The organism is Vagococcus sp. WN80Y (assembly GCF_059621045.1).
On sequence record NZ_JCAQHY010000170.1, the window covers coordinates 20,671 to 36,788 of the forward strand.

The following is a 16,118-nucleotide window of genomic DNA, read 5'->3' on the forward strand; positions in this document are numbered from 1 at the left end:
TGGAGACTCATCATGCTCCATATTAGGAGGAACAAATGACGATTAGAAAAAAAGTTGGGGTAATCCTCGCACTATTTGTCGGGCTGTTGATTGGTAGCCAAACTGTCCACGCAGAAGGCACTTTTAGAGTGGGGATGGAAGCAGGCTATGCCCCTTTCAACTGGACCCAGACAGACGATAAAAACGGAGCTGTTCCCATCGAAGGCTCAAAAGAATTTGCAGGTGGGTACGATGTCGAAATTGCAAAAATTATCGCAAATAAGCTAGGCAAAGAACTAGTGATTGTCAAAACCGAATGGGATGGTCTAGCTCCTGCTTTGACCTCAGGAAAAATTGACGCTGTAATTGCTGGGATGTCTCCAACTGAAGAACGAAAAAAACAAATCGATTTTACCGATGTCTACTATCAATCTCATCTCGTGATATTAGTAAAAAATGGCAGTACATTTCAAGAGGCAAAAAGCTTGGCTGATTTTAAAGGAGCGAAAATCACCGCTCAATTAAATACCTTCCACTACTCTGTTATCGATCAAATTCCAGGAGTTAGTAAGCAAACAGCCATGGATAATTTCCCTGCTATGCGGGTGGCACTTGAATCAGAGAAAATTGATGGCTATGTCACGGAAAAACCTGAAGCACTGACCGCAGAAAAAGCTAATCCCAATTTTAAATTGGTTGAATTTTCTAAGGAAAATAGCTTCCAAACTGCGCCAGAAGATACGGCAATTGCGATTGGATTGAAAAAAAATAGTCCTTTACGGACGGAAATCAATCAAATTTTAGCTGATATTCCTGTTGATAAACAAGACGACATTATGAAAAGTGTGATCGATAAACAAGCAGACAACGAGACCAACGAGATTTGGATTGTCAAAATCATTAAAGAAAATGGCATGATGTTCTTACGAGGAGCAGGAATGACCCTTTTCATCTCCCTTATCGGTACAGTTATTGGAACAACAATTGGGATGGCCATCGGAATCTTCCGAACAATCCCAACACCTGACACGGCCCTTAAAAAATTTGGCCTAGGCTTCCTCAACAAGTTTTTCTCTGTTTATATTGAAATTTTCCGCGGGACGCCAATGATTGTTCAAGCCATGGTCATCTATTATGGCAGTTCTCAGGCGTTTAATATTGACCTGAATCCAACCTTTGCCGCGCTCTTTATTGTCTCTATCAATACAGGGGCGTACATGACAGAAATTGTTCGTGGTGGAATTTACTCCGTTGATAAAGGACAGTTTGAAGCTGCTCAAGCAATTGGTATGACTCATTTTCAAACAATGAAAAATGTCGTGGTTCCACAAGTTATTCGCAATATTCTCCCTGCGACAGGAAATGAATTTGTCATTAATATTAAAGACACCTCTGTCTTAAATGTCATCGCCGTAAGTGAATTGTACTTCCAAGGAAAATCTGTCGCCGGTAGCAACTACCGCTTTTTCGATACTTTCTTTGTCGTCTGCATCATCTACTTTATTATGACCTTCACTGTGACACAAATACTGCGCTACTTAGAACGCCGACTTGACGGACCTGATGATTACGCACCATACGCCAATCAAATGCAAGTTAAAAAAATTGAACAAACCGACTCTACAAGAGGGGGGAGATAGTTATGACAACAATGATTGATATTCAGCATCTTAATAAATGGTATGGACAAAATGAAGTTCTAAAAGACGTCAGCCTCTCTGTGGATAAAGGCGAAGTGGTGACTATTATCGGCTCCTCAGGTTCTGGAAAGTCAACCCTACTACGCTGTATCAATTTACTCGAACAACCGACCAAAGGCAAAATCCTTTTCAATGGTCAAGACATCCTAGCATCAGCCTATAATCTACCAGAGTACCGCACCCATCTAGGCATGGTCTTTCAGCAATTTAATCTGTTTGATAATCACGATGTTTTGAGCAATTGTGTCGTCGGTCAAGTCAAGGTCTTAAAACGATCAACAGCTGAGGCTGAAAAAATAGCTGTGGATAACTTACGAAAAGTTGGCATGGCTGATTTTTGCCACGCCAAACCTAAGCAATTATCAGGAGGACAAAAACAGCGAGTCGCCATTGCTAGAGCACTCTCGATGAATCCTGACTGTCTCTTATTCGATGAACCGACCTCTGCTCTCGATCCAGAAATGGTCGGCGAAGTCTTAAAAATCATGCGTGATTTAGCTGAATCAGGACTGACAATGGTTGTTGTTACCCATGAAATGGGCTTCGCCCGCGATGTATCTGATCGGGTGATCTTCATGGATAAAGGCGTCATAGCCGAGTCGGGCACACCTGAGCATATTTTTAATCATCCTACTGAGGAACGAACAAAACAGTTTCTTGAAAGAGTCTTATCAGATAATTAGACCTTTTCCCCAACTCAGAAAAACTGTGAATAACTTTTACACAAAGTTATTCACAGTTTTTTAATTAATTTCACTCATTTTTTCATCGTTACTCACAATATAAACAGGGTTATCCACAAAAAAAGTGGATAACTTTTGTTTTTCTGTGGATAACTCTCTTTTTTCCCCACTTTTACCTAAGCAGAAAAGTTGTTCTTCGTTCAAAAAAAGCTTAAATTAAAAGAGGCTTGAAATTAGTCTAAACAAATTAAACAGACTAAAATAATCGAAACGAGCGGTGTTGGAGGTAGTTCATGGAGTTCAAACGTTTTTTGCAATTATTTATCGTATATAGTCTCTCAATTTTTATTCCACTTTTACTAATTAAGTGGTTAAACATTTCAAATTTCAGTATCATGCTTGCCATTCTTATTATCATCGGCTATTTAGTCATGACCATCCCATTAACCATCATGACCTTACGAAAAAACAAGTAATCACGCAATTCAGCCACTTAAAAAGGCTAAGACATTTTTCAGTCCTAGCCTTTATTTATTAATTATTCAGCCTTATCTCCACCAATAACTTCTGGTTGAGTTGGGGCACTTGTTTCATCACTTTCAGGCTCTTCATGTACTTGAGCTTCTTCCACAACTGCTACTTGCTCTTCTGGATCTGTTACAATCGTGAAGTCTGAGTTAACAGGAATATCAGCTATTGTAATAGCATCGCCAATCTCCATCCCTGACACATCTACGTCAATTCGGTCTGGTAACTTATCTGGCGTTGCAGATACGATTACTGTGTATAGGTTTTGTCCAAGAACCCCACCAGCCTTAACTCCTTTAGGTGTTCCAACTAGTGCTATCTCTGCTTCAACTTCTGTTTCTTCGTTCATGTCCACTGCTAAAAATTCTACGTGTACCCAATCCCGCTTAAAGGTATCTAATTGTTGATCGTACAATAACGTTGGGACTTTTCTACCGTCAATTTCTAACGTATAAACAGCATTTTGACCATTCTCTTTCAAAATACGGGTCAATTCTTTGCCATCTACTGAAATAGCCGTGTTTTCAATTTTGTTGCCGTAAACGACACCTGGGACTTGTCCTTCTGCACGTAATTTCTTACGTAATGATCTCGGTCTAACCGCTCTTTCTGCTACTTTTAAGATTACTGCCATAATTATTCTTCCTCCTTAAGATATTATCCAAAAATAAGCTCGTTTTAGGTCTAGAATAGGAGTCAAATCCTCAATCAATTTTCACTTAATCCTACACTAGCTCTAAACATTAAATCTTTTTTTGCCATTTCTTGAGAAACGAACTTCCACTTATAGTTATAGACAATCTCTCTCAATTATAAAGAATACCTCTGGCTGGACAGGCCTTCATCATTCACTAATCAAAAAACAAACGAGATTGCTTAAACAACTAATCTAGTCCACTAAATTAGCTATTTGCTCATCGCAAGCTTTCTGTCTACCATCAACAACTGACGGCTTAACAAAACTCGCACTATAATATAAGCTTATGTCCTAACCATACTAGCAATACCTATTTAAGTCAAATTTAGCGGTTATTCTAGCGAAGAAACCGCTTTTTAAGTGATAATTTAATATTTTATTTACTTTTTTCATGATTTATTCATTAAAAAATCACCGATTAACCACATTTAACTTTCGTGATTAATCGGTGTGTCTATCTATTAATCGTGTTTTTTCTCAGATAATAACCACTTCAATGCTACTTGAATTTGTTCATCCCAGTCTTCCCACTTATGATCCCCATTACTAAAACTCGCAGTAACATCATAATCCAAATTGTTTAAATGAGTTAAGGCCCGTTGATTCTGACCATATAAAAAATCCTGTTTGCCACACCACATAAAGAGGCGTGGTTTAGGTCGATCGCTTTTTACCAGCTCATCACTCAAATACAGCAAGTCATTATTGGAACCTGTTAGACTCTCGGCTGAACCAAATATTCCCTGCCAAAAAGGAGAATCAGCTTCCATCTCTCCCTGTTTAAAAGCTGTTGCAATATCCAATGCACCTGAAAGTGACGCAGCAGCACCAAATGTTTCGGACTGACGTAAGCCTAGTTTGAACGCTCCGTAGCCACCCATAGACAAACCAGCCACAAAAGTCTCCTCACGTTTTTTAGACATTTTCGGAAAAAATTCACGACAGATTTGCGGCAGCTCTTCTGAGATATGTTGCCAGTAATTAAGTCCATAGGCGGTGTCTGTGTACCATCCCAAATGTGTGGTCGGCATCACAACCGCGATTCCCAACTCGCTCACATAACGCTCAATTGATGTTCGGCGTAACCAAATACTGTGATCATCGCTCATGCCATGTAACAAATACAAGGTCGGGTACTCTTCAGTAGTTACTGTCCCAGTCATTCCAATTTGGGTTTTCGTTTGCTGAGGTATAATCACATTCATCGACATTGTCATTCCTAATACATTTGAAAAATAACTGACTTGCATTAACGCCATTTAACTTCCCTCATTATCTTTACTTTTTTTTAGGTCGTAGTTCTTTTATAGCCGCTCGTAATTCATCCATATTAACCACATCAGTCATCTTAAATTGGCTAAAGCTTCCTAAGATACGGCGATGATTAAAATTAATTTTAGGTAATTTTGCCAGTTCACTCCGCTTCTCACGTAGCTTGTTAACTAACTCTGAACGACTGACCACCAACTGCTCTTTTTTCTCTTCCAACTCCGTTGTCACGCGAGCCTTTAGCTCGGCCTTACTCGATTCAACTGCCTGAGACCAAGCAGCCATAGCTTTGCGAAAAGCTAGCATATTCGTCACCGTGTAAATTAAATCCATTCCCATTAGGACTATCAAGATAATTGGCAATCCATTTCCAAATGTCCGCTCTAAAAAGCTCGCCAACACCTGAACTTGTGGATGAATGACTTTGACAATCAAGACACACGCTAGCCCCCAAAACAAAGATACAGGTACTGCGATACGGCCATTAATATTCAATGGCACATCATGATAATCCCACCAAGTGGCATGAAACAGCTTTTCCAAGACATAACTTGTAAGATACTCCAGCACTGTCACCAAAACAGCCGAAAATACATAGAGCACTAACACATTATTTTGATACGGCTCCACAAAATAGAGCACACTCACCACACCAAACCCATAAATCGGACAATAAGGCCCCACTAAAAAACCGCGATAAACAAATTTCTTAGCCTTTAGAGAACAGTAAACAGTCTCCCACAGCCAGCCAATAATCGAATAAATAACAAATAATAGCACAACTCGACTAAAAATCGACACACCCTCACCTCTTTTGTTTTCTTTTATTGTACCAAACCTCACGGAAACTGTCGTGAATTATTACGCAAATATGACTAAAAGGAGGATAGTCTTCTATCATAAAACAATGACCTTAAACCTCTAGATAGAACCCTTTTATGGTTAGTTAACATACAATTGACAACAAACCACATCATAACAATCTTTTCATTAAGTTAATAAACACTTTTCAGCATTATCATTTATCAAAAATCAGTCTCCCTGTTATTAAACTAATTATGATCAAATAAGCGTTTAAAAAACATTGACAACGTTTTCATAATAATGCAACAATGAGGTAAGAATACAGTTAATTTACTGGCTAACATTAATTTGATTGTTTGCCATCACCTTAAAACGGCTTGGTAGCAGGCGATTCACAACAAACTAAAAAAAATCAAAAGTCAAACTAATGACAGCATTTCCCAAAACTAAGTTAATTTAACCATTTGTGAGAAAAAGGATTGCTCACTTTTTAACAAAACAGCTGTTTTTTTTCTAGTAATAATGTATCACCGCAAATAGACACCAACCGCTAAATCTCCATTCGAAATAATCCTGTGCCTACTAAGAAAGGAAAAAAATAATGACCGAAGATAATACCACACATGATAATCTCAAAGATGCCTCTAAGCTCGTGAGAGACTTGCGAAAGGAAAAACAATGGACACAAGATTTCTTAGCTAAGAAAATGGGCGTTAGTCGCCAAACCGTCATGCGGTTAGAAAATGCCGCCATTGGAAAATTGAGTTTAAATTTATTGGTCAATGCTATAGAATCCTGTGGCGGAAAGCTCATACTTTCTAGCACTTCACAAAAACGACCGTCCAAAAAGAAACGCCGTGACCTTGAAATAGAACAGCAAATTTTGAAGGATTTCTCAAATGGAAACATACTTGAAGCAGAAGAAAAACTAGCAAGTATTAGCCGCTGGAACTATGAAAGCCATCAACTAATGCAGCGAGGAAGCCGAGAAGCCGCCAGAGCGGCTAGTTTTCATTTCAAAGGAAAAGAAACTGCGGCCATTACTCACATTAATAAAATAGCAATGGGCATGCAGATGTGCGGCTTTGATTCACAAGCTAGAGAAGTGGTTGCACGCTTTCAACGCGCTACTATTAAGGGAGAGCAGGCTATTGTGGAGCAGTATGCCGCCATCCAACAACAAAATCAAACAGGAAAGGAGTAACAACATATGAAAAAGCGGAAATATCTACAGTTTATTTTTGTCAACCAAATGGGGAAGAAACATCGAATGAACGTGACCTCCTTCTTGGAAGGACTAGATCCAATATTGCTGCAACAAAGCATTCAAGAGGAGTTAAACAAAAATATATTGATTGATACTAAAGCAAATGATCGCCATTTGGTATACTGCCAAAATATCAAAAGAATTGAAATCACTACTCGTGATCTTTTTACAAGTTAATTTATTATGAAAGCTATCGCACCATGGAGTAGTGCGGTCAAAACTCAACGAAGGGATTCTTCATATGATACTTTTGAAGAACTTAGGTTGCGTTGGACTTTTGTCTTGCTAATTAATCCGACTCGGAATTCGCGAAAAGCTGTCACACCATGGAGTAGAGCGGTCAAAATTCAATAAAGTGGTGCTTCAGATGATACTTTTGAAGGTCTTAGGTTGCGTTGGACTTTTGTCTTGTTATTTAATCGTACTCAGAATTTGCGAAAGGCTGTCACACCATGGGCTAGATCAGTCAAAACTCAACGAAGGGATTCTTCATATGATACTTTTGAATGGCTTGAGTTGCGTTGGACTTTTATCTTGTTAATTAATCTGACTAGGAATTTACGAAAGGCTGTCGCACCATGGGCTAGATCAGTCAAAACTCAACGAAGGGATTCTTCATATGATACTTTTAAACGGCTTGAGTTGCGTTGGACTTTTATCTTGTTAATTAACCCGACTGGGAATTTGCGAAAGGCTGTCACACCATGTGGTAGAGCAGTCAAAATTCAATGAAGTGGTGCTTCAAATGATACATGTTGATAAATTATTTACAATTAGATGAGAGTCTCAAATCAAAAATAAATTGGGTGACAGCCATCCAATTAGCCTCTGGGGAAGTCACATTCTCCAGAGGCTAATTGTGTTACCTCCCCTTTTTCGACTACCACATTAAATAATCCAGCCTATTTCCACTTTTTTACTTTCTTCACTAGATTCACAACACTCCCCTCCGTGTTAAATAACACGCATTAGTGTATAATGTTTTTAGAGAACTTTCATGACTTTTACCAAAAAAAGTAACCACATTGATTGAAAAGTGATCGGGTAAGCAGTTATTAATACCTATTATTGGGAGGAAATTAATGGTTTCATTACTTAAATACACTAAAAAATACCGAAAAGAAATTATTCTTGGGCCATTTTTCAAATTTTTAGAGGCAGTTTTTGAGCTATTATTACCTATTTACATGGCCCGTTTAATTGATAATGGTATTGCTAAAAATGACCCTAATTATGTCATTAAATCAGCAATGACAATGATCGCTATGTCAGTTATTGGCTTAGTTTGTGTCATGATTTGTCAATACTATGCCTCAATTGCCTCACAAGGCTTTGGAACAGAATTACGCAAGCAATTGATGAAAAAAATCAATACCTTGTCTCATCAAGAGCTAAATGATTTTGGAACAGCCACTTTAATTACTCGCATGACCAGCGATATTAATCAACTTCAACTTGCTTTAGCAATGCTGATTCGTTTAGTCATCCGAGCTCCTTTTTTGAGTATTGGCTCCGTTGTCATGGCTTTTTATATCAATCCTAAAATGGCTTTAATCTTTGTTTTCTCCTTGCCAGTGTTCTGTCTAATTCTTTTTTTTATGATGAAAAAAACAGTGCCACTATTTAAAAAGGTTCAAGAAAAATTGGATCATTTAAATCAAGTGATTCAGGAAAATCTTAGTGGGGTACGGGTTATTCGTGCTTTCGCGCAAAAAGAAAATGAACGACATAAAATGGTTGATACTAGCGATAATTTAGCTCAAGCTTACACGCGAGTGGCGAATATTTCCGCGTTGTTAAATCCTGCTACAACCTTTATTATGAACGCATCCATTGTGGCTCTGCTTTATTTTGGTGGGCTAAATGTCAACACTGGTGCTATGGGGCAAGGTGAAGTATTAGCATTAATTAACTATCTAATTCAAATGCTCTTAGCCTTGATTGTTGTCTCAAACTTAGTCGTTATCTTCACTCGAGCTTCTGCGTCCGCGGAGCGAGTAAATGAAATTTTTAACGCCGAAGTCAGCATTCAAGACCATTCTGATAAAGAGTTACTTCCTATCGACTCAGCAGCTCCTCTTGTGTTTAAAAATCTGAGCTTTCGCTATAGCGCAAAAAGCGGGCTAGCCTTAGAGGCCATTGATTTCGCCTTAGAAAAAGGCGAAATGTTGGGTATTATCGGCCCAACAGGAAGTGGAAAGAGTACTCTAACGCAATTAATTCCGCGTTTTTATGAAGCAACCCAAGGAAGCGTTCAGCTCTTAGGTCACAACGTTAAGGATTATGCCTTAACTGATTTACGCAAAAAAATTGGTATCGTGCCACAAACGAGTGTCCTCTTTACGGGTACTATTCGCGATAATCTTCAATGGGGAAAACCCGAGGCAACTGATGAGGAGTGCTGGCAGGCGCTTCGGACTTCTCAGTCGTATGATTTTGTCAAAGCCTTGCCAGAACAGCTAGATACGCCAGTTTTAGAAGGTGGAAAAAACTTTTCAGGAGGGCAACGGCAACGGTTAACTATCGCTCGAGCTCTAATTAAGCACCCCCATTTTCTGATTTTGGATGACTCCCTAAGTGCTCTAGATTATCAAACTGACTTTGAATTGCGCCAAGCACTACATCGGGATTTGACCGATACAAGTTTAATTATTGTCTCTCAACGAGTTAGTTCTGTCCAACAGGCTGCCAAAATATTAGTTCTAAAAGATGGCCAACAAGTGGGACTGGGAACGCACGACCACTTAATGGCTCATTCAGAAGTTTACCAAGAAATTTTTGCCTCACAACAAGAAAAGGAGGACGAGTAAATGCGTAATAAATCAAGCAACTCAACTCCTTTCAAACGCTTTTTACCATACTTAGCCGTTTATAAATTGGAAATTACTGGTGCCTTATTATTAGGTATCAGTGGTGGGACCGCCACGGTTATTATGACTTACCTGACTGGTAAAGGGATCGACACCATGATTGGCGAGGGGCAGGTCAACTTTAGTGCCTTAATGCGAATTTTATATTTATTAGCGGGAATTTTATTGGTTGCCTCTCTTTCCCAATGGCTTGTGCAACTGCTCGGCAATTGTATGTCCTATAAGGCTGTTGCAGAGTTACGAAAAGACACGTTCTATCACTTAAATAATTTGCCAATTAATTACTATGATCAGACCGCTCACGGCACTATTATCAGCCGTTTTACCAATGATTTAGATTTTGTTTCTGAGGCTTGCGTCGCGATTTTCAATACACTTTTTTCTGGCATGACGATCGTGGTCATCTCCTTATTATCCATGCTGATTCTCAGTCCGATTTTAACTATCGTCGTCTTGATTGCCACGCCATTGATATTTTTGGTCACATGGGTGGTGGCACACACTAGTCAAAAACGCTTCTCTGCCCAGCAAAAAATCGTCGGTGAGATCTCCGGCTTTGTCAATGAAGTTATTGGAAACCAAAAAATCGTTAAAGCCTTCCAACATGAAGAGGTCTCGCAAAAAACCTTCGATGCAATGAATAATAAACTATTAGTTGAAGGTCAAAAAGCTCAATTCGCTTCTTCTCTGACTAACCCACTCTCTCGATTTATCGACCACCTTGCTTACGTTTTTATCGGGCTAGTTGGCGGCTTGCTCGCGCTTAAAGGAACAGGCAATCTCAGTGTTGGAATGATCTCTAGCTTTACGATTTATTCAAGTCAATTTTCGAAACCTTTTATCGAATTATCAGGCATTACCACTCAAATTCAAACAGCTTTAGCAGGACTTGAACGAACGTTTGCGATTATTGATGAGCCGTCTGAAACACCAGACTCGCCGAACGCGTTAGGTTTAACCCAAGCTAAAGGGGCTATCAGCTTTAGGAATGTTTCCTTTTCTTACGTTCCTGACAAACCCTTGATTCAAGGGCTGAATTTGGAGGTACAGCCTGGTGAGACTGTTGCTATTGTCGGTAAAACTGGTGCTGGAAAGTCTACTTTAGTTAATTTATTGATGCGCTTCTATGATATTAATGAGGGCAGCATCGAAATTGACGGACAGTCAATTACAGCCTACACTCGCGATTCTTTGCGACAAGCTTTTGGCATGGTTCTACAGGATACATGGCTCTTCGATGGGTCGATTCGAGATAATCTCACCTTTGGACGACCAGAGGCTCGAGAGGAAGACATCATCGCAGCGACTCAGGCTGCCAATATTCATTCCTTTATCAAGAAATTGCCACAGGACTATGATACCGTTATTGGCAGTGCTGGCATCAAAATTTCCGATGGGCAGCGACAGCTTCTAACAATTGCTCGAACGATGATTTCTGAACCGCCTATGTTGATTCTTGACGAGGCCACTAGCTCTGTTGACACATTGACCGAGCAAACGATTCAAGCAGCTTTCCTAAAAATGATGACGGGTAAAACAAGCTTTGTCATTGCCCATCGCTTGTCCACAATCCGCGAGGCTGATACTATCCTCGTAATGGACAATGGTCAGATTGTCGAAATTGGTCGTCATGAAGACTTACTTAAAAAGCCAAACGGGTTTTATAGACAGCTCCATGAATCACAGTTTTCAGAAGAATAACCAAAAAGCCCTTTTCCGAAAATGGAAAAGGGCTTTTTACGGTATTATTTTACTTGATTTACTGGTGAAATTTTCTCACCGGCCATATACAGTTGCGGCATTTTAATGGCGATTGCAACAGCAATAATCGCGGTGACTGCTGCTGTTGCCAAGCCACTCGCCCCATTCATTACCAATGAGAAAAGCAAAGGACTCATGCCACCAAAGGCATAGGCTCCCCAAAATACAACGCCTGCGACAAAGTGCCAAAAATAACGAGCCACACTTCCAACTAAGGTGGCAGCAACAATAGAACCAAGTAACTGACTACGATTGCCAGTTTTAACTGCTTGAACGATTTTATCATGATACACGCCAGCAAATCCGGCAAAAGTAAAGGCCAGTAAATACTCAATCAAGACTTGAATGACACTTAAAAAATAGACTTGTCCTGTTAAAAAATGCAATAACCCCCAAATCAATCCAGCATATAGTCCAGGCATTGTGCCCCGACGCATCGCGTAGATCGTTAAGGGAATCATCCCTAATGAAACTGAAAAACTGCTACCTATTCCGATTGGAATCAATGAAAGTACGATAGCTAAAGCAGCAACTACTGCTCCTTCAATCCAAACTAATAAGCGTTTTGACGTCATAAAAAAACTCCTCCTTAAATTTGTATAGAACAAAGGCCATACAACAAAGGAGGAGTAGAATAATATATTCTGCTCCATCACAATCCCTACGTAAGTATCAACTCAATCAGGTTCGAAGGGTCCAAGCTTGCGCTTAATCTCAGCCTTTTCAGGCACCCCTTTGTGATGGTAAGTTCTATTTAGTTGTGTAATATCCCTATCACTCCCACATAATAACAGTGTTTTCATGATATGTCAAACGCTTGGAATTGCTTGTGGCAGTCGCTTTTTTTGAATGACTCTCGTTTTCCCCTACCTCTAAGCTTATTGCCAAAATCCCTGATGAACTTCCGCTATCGCTTCCTCAAGTTCTGGAAATGGCCCAATTACTGTGACCTCTTTTTGACCTCTAGCTAAAACATCTCGGCAAGGCAAATCGAAGGTTGGATTTTGTTCATCACTACCAGTTAAAGCTAATAGACGCTTTTCAGTCATACCATAGACAATCGTCCCTACATTTGACCAATAAATCGCTCCTGTACACATCGCACAAGGCTCAGCAGTTGTATAGAGAACACACTCTGCCAGAAAAGCTTTGCTATATCGTCTCGACGCTTCCTGAACTAACGTCGTTTCAGCATGACCCGTACAAACGTGCTCAGTCACCTCAATATTCTCTTGTTCTAAAATAATTTCTCCCTGATTATTAACTAATAAAGCTCCAAAAGGCGTATTACCATGCTTTCTAGCCTCTTTCGATAAGTCAATACAACGAGTTAAATACGGAATATGTTGAGTCATTTTACTTCCTCTTTTCATTTTCTCTGATTTGTTCGATACTTATCCATTATACAGTAACTCATCCCCTCAAAAAAGGCTTCAGCTAAATAGCCATATTACTATGCGAATATGGTAGACTGATGATAACCGTCTAACAAGGAGGAACAGCATGTCAATCGTATATGAAGTTAACAGCTTTATCTATCAAGGAGCAGGTGGCAATCCTGCCGGAGTCAAACTAGTAACAGAGACCGATAACCTGTCAGACCTAGAAATGCAAACTATTGCAGCCCGCTTAGGTTATGCAGAAACTATCTTTGTAGCGCCTATAAATCAAACCGAGTTTAACTGTCGCTATTTTACCCCCTTAGCTGAAGTTCCTTTGTGTGGTCATGCAACAATCGCGGCTTTTCATTTACTAAATCATCTGCAATTACTTGTAGAAAAATATCAAACCATCCATACTAAAGCGGGTTCTTTTGCGATATCTTTATCAGAGGATGGGACCATTTTTATGGAACAGCAATTGCCTGTTTTCTACGACTTACAACCAAACAACCAAGAGATTGCCAACTCTCTTGGTTTATCTGTGACAGATTTGTTAACGGAGCTCCCATTAACAATTGTTTCGACTGGCTTAAAAGACCTAATGATTCCTGTTAAGAACTCAACTATACTGCAAAATTTACAACCTGACTTCAAAAAAATCTCAGCTATTTCAAAGGAGCTAACTATTATTGGCTACCATGTCTTTACGCTACCAGAGGACAACCAGTTGCCAACCCTATGCCGCAATTTTGCTCCATCAGTTGGTATCGATGAAGAATACGCGACTGGAACTTCTAATGCAGCGCTCGCCTGCTACTTATTCAAGCATGTCAACCACACTAAACTTAGATATGACTTTAGACAAGGACGACAAACAGCTGATCAAACAGGAAAAATTTTAGCCGAACTGACGGTCATCGACCAAACCTTAAAACAAGTTTTCATTGGCGGACAAGCCGTCATCAAACAAGAAATTCAGCTACCATAAAAAGGCTATCAGACGGGTATTTCACCTCATCTGATAGCTTTTTTAAGTAATTATTTAAATAAATTGCTTCAACAAGAACGTGACTATCATTAACGCAACTAGTGTCATAACTACTGATGCCATCATCAGTAGCACTTTTTCACCTTTTCAATGCTCTTTATCTATTACGTGCTCTTGCGGTTCTTTATTTTCCATAAAGGCCGTAATTTCCGCATAGGTTTGAATGTTATGAGCCTTTTTAACCCTTTCTAGTTTAAAGGCACAGTAGAATAACCAAGCAACTGCTAATGCCATTAACAAGAAGCCATAGAAGCCAACTACTACAACTAACGAAGTTGCTAGCACCAGTGAAACCCATCCTCCAAACATTCCTAGACTGTACTTATTCATTTTACCTATTTCTAATTCATTTTTCATCATCTTCAAGTCTCCTTTAACTAATTCATCTAAAGAAATATCAAAGAGCTCACTCAGCATTAATAAACTACGAAGATCCGGATAACTTCGTCCTGTTTCCCAATTAAAGATAGTTTGACGAGAAACAAATACTTTTTCTGCCAATTCCTCTTGAGACCAGCCATACTTTTTATGATACTGTTTTAATTGATGCGTGATAGTCATTGATAACTTCCTTTCGATATCTTAACCATAGACTTTTTTATGATTCAGCACTAGCAAATCTCTTTATATTTTGCTAAAAAAAGATGATAAAAATAATAGTCATTCTTACAATACCCTAATTCCGCTCACTTTTCCAATTAAAATTAGGATACATGATTATCATCATTTTAGCAGATATCACACTTCACCTTAATTTCCCACCCAACCATTTCTCATCTGGTTGGTAACCTACCTTCTAGACTAAAACGGCTTTTTATCACACTTCATCAATTGCATATCGATATGCAAAATTTGACAGAAATTTTCAAAACATAACACTTAACATTTTTTTGATTTTTTTTATTATATTTTTGTAAAAAAAAAGTAGATTTTAATTTTGTCGACAAAAGAAAAATCTCACCATTTATTATTTGTGGAGGGATAACGATGAAAAAAAATACTTTAATAAGTGGCTTAGTTTTAGTGAGTGTGATGAGCGTTGCCGGGACCTTATCATATATCCAAGATAAAAAAGTAGCGGCCACAGAAACACCAAAAGAAACCATTATTAGCGAAGAAAAAGACATAGAGCCCCTGTTATCAGTGGACAAAAGGATTGGATTATCACTCAAGGCGATCCAATCAATGTTTTAGATGGGGTGACTGCAACTGACAATCGAGACAAGACGATTAAATTAAGTGCTAGCGACTTTCCTAAAGAAACTGTGGGAACCTATCGTGTCACTATTACTGCTGAAGACGGCTCTCATAATAAATCAACTAAAGAAATTAATGTACAGGTCAAGGCCGCTGACACAAGTGATAATCAACCAACTACGACTGACGCAACCGTTCCAGCTCCAGAGCCTGCAACAGAAGCCCCTGCTGAGACAGCCAGTGAGGAAATCTCTGTGCCAGAACCTACTAACCTATCTAGCCAACCCACATGGGCTCCGTTCACAATGTATGTTGGGGGAATGACGATTCCATATGTTAACGCGGGACAAGCAACTGGCCAAAGTGTCATTGACACTAATCCAGACGTCATCGCTACTTGGGGTGGCTCAGCTGTACAATCTGGAACTGATGGTGCAAATCCCCACTTTATTGGGCATAATCCAGGGATTTTTAATGTGCTGTTCTCCCTTGGTATTGGCGATCAACTCATTGTTACTGATGGTTCTGGCACACCAACCTACTATGTAGTCAACCAACTTCTCCAAGTTGACGATTATGCCGCTGACATATCTAACGGACAAGATTACTCTGAACAGATTATTGGCTCTGGTGGCGGTGAGCGGATTACTTTACAGACATGTGTGAACGATGCTGTTAATTTAATTGTAATGGTAAATAGAATTTAATTACGTTTTCAATAACAATATGTCTTTTTACTTTTCTTGATTTTTAAAAATTCACAAACATTTTAATAATACACCTATTAAAAACAGTATTCTCACTCTATTTTATAAAATAAGTGAAATGAAATAGAATGATAGCAACTTTCTTCATAATGATAAGCAAAAATTGAAAAATAGACTATAAAGTACGCCATATCAACAACTACAAATTAAAATAACGCTTGCTTTT

General features: G+C 39.1%; 16 protein-coding genes and 1 riboswitch. Of the genes, 10 read left to right on the plus strand and 6 right to left on the minus strand.

Going from position 1 to position 16,118, the window contains the following annotated elements:
- Positions 1-35: 35 nt before the first annotated feature.
- From AC5KOD_RS17820 to AC5KOD_RS17830, 3 genes are all read left to right on the plus strand, one after another.
- A complete protein-coding gene (locus tag AC5KOD_RS17820) occupies positions 36-1,619 on the plus strand; it encodes an ABC transporter permease subunit (RefSeq protein ID WP_496915938.1) in 1,584 nt (527 codons plus the stop codon).
- A gap of 2 nt (positions 1,620-1,621) precedes the next feature.
- Entirely contained in the window at positions 1,622-2,362 is a 741-nt protein-coding gene (locus tag AC5KOD_RS17825) for an amino acid ABC transporter ATP-binding protein (RefSeq protein WP_496915939.1), read from the plus strand.
- Positions 2,363-2,655: 293 nt separating this feature from the next.
- A complete protein-coding gene (locus tag AC5KOD_RS17830; RefSeq protein ID WP_496915940.1) occupies positions 2,656-2,838 on the plus strand; it encodes a hypothetical protein in 183 nt (60 codons plus the stop codon).
- Positions 2,839-2,900: 62 nt separating this feature from the next.
- Here the strand turns inward: AC5KOD_RS17830 and AC5KOD_RS17835 are convergent, their stop codons facing one another.
- The 3 genes from AC5KOD_RS17835 to AC5KOD_RS17845 all read right to left on the minus strand — a co-directional run bounded on the left by AC5KOD_RS17835 (position 2,901) and on the right by AC5KOD_RS17845 (position 5,657).
- A complete protein-coding gene (locus tag AC5KOD_RS17835; protein WP_496915941.1) occupies positions 2,901-3,524 on the minus strand; it encodes a 50S ribosomal protein L25/general stress protein Ctc in 624 nt (207 codons plus the stop codon).
- Between the two features lie 524 nt (positions 3,525-4,048).
- A complete protein-coding gene (locus tag AC5KOD_RS17840; RefSeq protein ID WP_496915942.1) occupies positions 4,049-4,846 on the minus strand; it encodes an alpha/beta hydrolase in 798 nt (265 codons plus the stop codon).
- Between the two features lie 19 nt (positions 4,847-4,865).
- Entirely contained in the window at positions 4,866-5,657 is a 792-nt protein-coding gene (locus tag AC5KOD_RS17845; protein WP_496915943.1) for a putative ABC transporter permease, read from the minus strand.
- Between the two features lie 604 nt (positions 5,658-6,261).
- On the opposite strand from AC5KOD_RS17845, the gene AC5KOD_RS17850 reads away from it, so the two are divergent.
- From AC5KOD_RS17850 to AC5KOD_RS17865, 4 genes are all read left to right on the plus strand, one after another.
- Positions 6,262-6,864 carry a helix-turn-helix transcriptional regulator gene (locus AC5KOD_RS17850; protein ID WP_496915944.1) on the plus strand — a complete coding sequence of 201 codons (603 nt, stop codon included), beginning with the start codon at positions 6,262-6,264 and terminating at the stop codon, positions 6,862-6,864.
- 6 nt (positions 6,865-6,870) lie between these two features.
- Positions 6,871-7,104, plus strand: a complete 234-nt coding sequence (locus AC5KOD_RS17855) for a DUF2922 family protein (RefSeq protein WP_496915945.1) — start codon at positions 6,871-6,873, stop codon at positions 7,102-7,104.
- Positions 7,105-8,009: 905 nt separating this feature from the next.
- Positions 8,010-9,737 carry an ABC transporter ATP-binding protein gene (locus tag AC5KOD_RS17860; RefSeq protein WP_496915946.1) on the plus strand — a complete coding sequence of 576 codons (1,728 nt, stop codon included), beginning with the start codon at positions 8,010-8,012 and terminating at the stop codon, positions 9,735-9,737.
- The gene (locus AC5KOD_RS17865) at positions 9,738-11,498 is read left to right on the plus strand and encodes an ABC transporter ATP-binding protein (protein ID WP_496915947.1); all 1,761 of its coding nucleotides are present in this window, start codon (positions 9,738-9,740) and stop codon (positions 11,496-11,498) included.
- Positions 11,499-11,542: 44 nt separating this feature from the next.
- On the opposite strand, the gene thiT is transcribed toward AC5KOD_RS17865, so the two are convergent.
- Both thiT and AC5KOD_RS17875 read right to left on the minus strand, forming a co-directional pair.
- Positions 11,543-12,133 (minus strand): energy-coupled thiamine transporter ThiT, encoded by a 591-nt coding sequence (thiT, locus tag AC5KOD_RS17870; protein ID WP_496915948.1) that lies wholly within the window; start codon positions 12,131-12,133, stop codon positions 11,543-11,545.
- Positions 12,134-12,199: 66 nt separating this feature from the next.
- A riboswitch (TPP riboswitch) is annotated at positions 12,200-12,303 on the minus strand.
- Between the two features lie 133 nt (positions 12,304-12,436).
- Complete coding sequence (locus tag AC5KOD_RS17875; protein WP_496915949.1) at positions 12,437-12,913, minus strand: nucleoside deaminase; 477 nt, start codon at positions 12,911-12,913, stop codon at positions 12,437-12,439.
- A 148-nt stretch (positions 12,914-13,061) separates the two neighbouring features.
- On the opposite strand from AC5KOD_RS17875, the gene AC5KOD_RS17880 reads away from it, so the two are divergent.
- Positions 13,062-13,928, plus strand: a complete 867-nt coding sequence (locus AC5KOD_RS17880; RefSeq protein WP_496915950.1) for a PhzF family phenazine biosynthesis protein — start codon at positions 13,062-13,064, stop codon at positions 13,926-13,928.
- Positions 13,929-14,075: 147 nt separating this feature from the next.
- Here the strand turns inward: AC5KOD_RS17880 and AC5KOD_RS17885 are convergent, their stop codons facing one another.
- The gene (locus AC5KOD_RS17885; RefSeq protein WP_496915951.1) at positions 14,076-14,549 is read right to left on the minus strand and encodes a helix-turn-helix transcriptional regulator; all 474 of its coding nucleotides are present in this window, start codon (positions 14,547-14,549) and stop codon (positions 14,076-14,078) included.
- A gap of 426 nt (positions 14,550-14,975) precedes the next feature.
- On the opposite strand from AC5KOD_RS17885, the gene AC5KOD_RS17890 reads away from it, so the two are divergent.
- Entirely contained in the window at positions 14,976-15,182 is a 207-nt protein-coding gene (locus AC5KOD_RS17890) for a hypothetical protein (protein WP_496915952.1), read from the plus strand.
- 5 nt (positions 15,183-15,187) lie between these two features.
- Positions 15,188-15,892: a sortase domain-containing protein gene (locus AC5KOD_RS17895; RefSeq protein WP_496915953.1), complete on the plus strand. Its 705-nt coding sequence runs from the start codon at positions 15,188-15,190 to the stop codon at positions 15,890-15,892.
- Positions 15,893-16,118 lie beyond the last annotated feature (226 nt).

What these genes read in the sequence shown, in the direction of transcription:
- AC5KOD_RS17820 (WP_496915938.1), top strand. Translation starts at nt 36, where the DNA reads ATGACGATTAGAAAAAAAGTTGGGGTAATCCTCGCACTATTTGTCGGG.
- AC5KOD_RS17825 (WP_496915939.1), top strand. Translation starts at nt 1,622, where the DNA reads ATGACAACAATGATTGATATTCAGCATCTTAATAAATGGTATGGACAA.
- AC5KOD_RS17830 (WP_496915940.1), top strand. Translation starts at nt 2,656, where the DNA reads ATGGAGTTCAAACGTTTTTTGCAATTATTTATCGTATATAGTCTCTCA.
- AC5KOD_RS17835 (WP_496915941.1), bottom strand. Translation starts at nt 3,524, where the DNA reads ATGGCAGTAATCTTAAAAGTAGCAGAAAGAGCGGTTAGACCGAGATCA.
- AC5KOD_RS17840 (WP_496915942.1), bottom strand. Translation starts at nt 4,846, where the DNA reads ATGGCGTTAATGCAAGTCAGTTATTTTTCAAATGTATTAGGAATGACA.
- AC5KOD_RS17850 (WP_496915944.1), top strand. Translation starts at nt 6,262, where the DNA reads ATGACCGAAGATAATACCACACATGATAATCTCAAAGATGCCTCTAAG.
- AC5KOD_RS17855 (WP_496915945.1), top strand. Translation starts at nt 6,871, where the DNA reads ATGAAAAAGCGGAAATATCTACAGTTTATTTTTGTCAACCAAATGGGG.
- AC5KOD_RS17860 (WP_496915946.1), top strand. Translation starts at nt 8,010, where the DNA reads ATGGTTTCATTACTTAAATACACTAAAAAATACCGAAAAGAAATTATT.
- AC5KOD_RS17865 (WP_496915947.1), top strand. Translation starts at nt 9,738, where the DNA reads ATGCGTAATAAATCAAGCAACTCAACTCCTTTCAAACGCTTTTTACCA.
- thiT (WP_496915948.1), bottom strand. Translation starts at nt 12,133, where the DNA reads ATGACGTCAAAACGCTTATTAGTTTGGATTGAAGGAGCAGTAGTTGCT.
- AC5KOD_RS17875 (WP_496915949.1), bottom strand. Translation starts at nt 12,913, where the DNA reads ATGACTCAACATATTCCGTATTTAACTCGTTGTATTGACTTATCGAAA.
- AC5KOD_RS17880 (WP_496915950.1), top strand. Translation starts at nt 13,062, where the DNA reads ATGTCAATCGTATATGAAGTTAACAGCTTTATCTATCAAGGAGCAGGT.
- AC5KOD_RS17885 (WP_496915951.1), bottom strand. Translation starts at nt 14,549, where the DNA reads ATGACTATCACGCATCAATTAAAACAGTATCATAAAAAGTATGGCTGG.
- AC5KOD_RS17890 (WP_496915952.1), top strand. Translation starts at nt 14,976, where the DNA reads ATGAAAAAAAATACTTTAATAAGTGGCTTAGTTTTAGTGAGTGTGATG.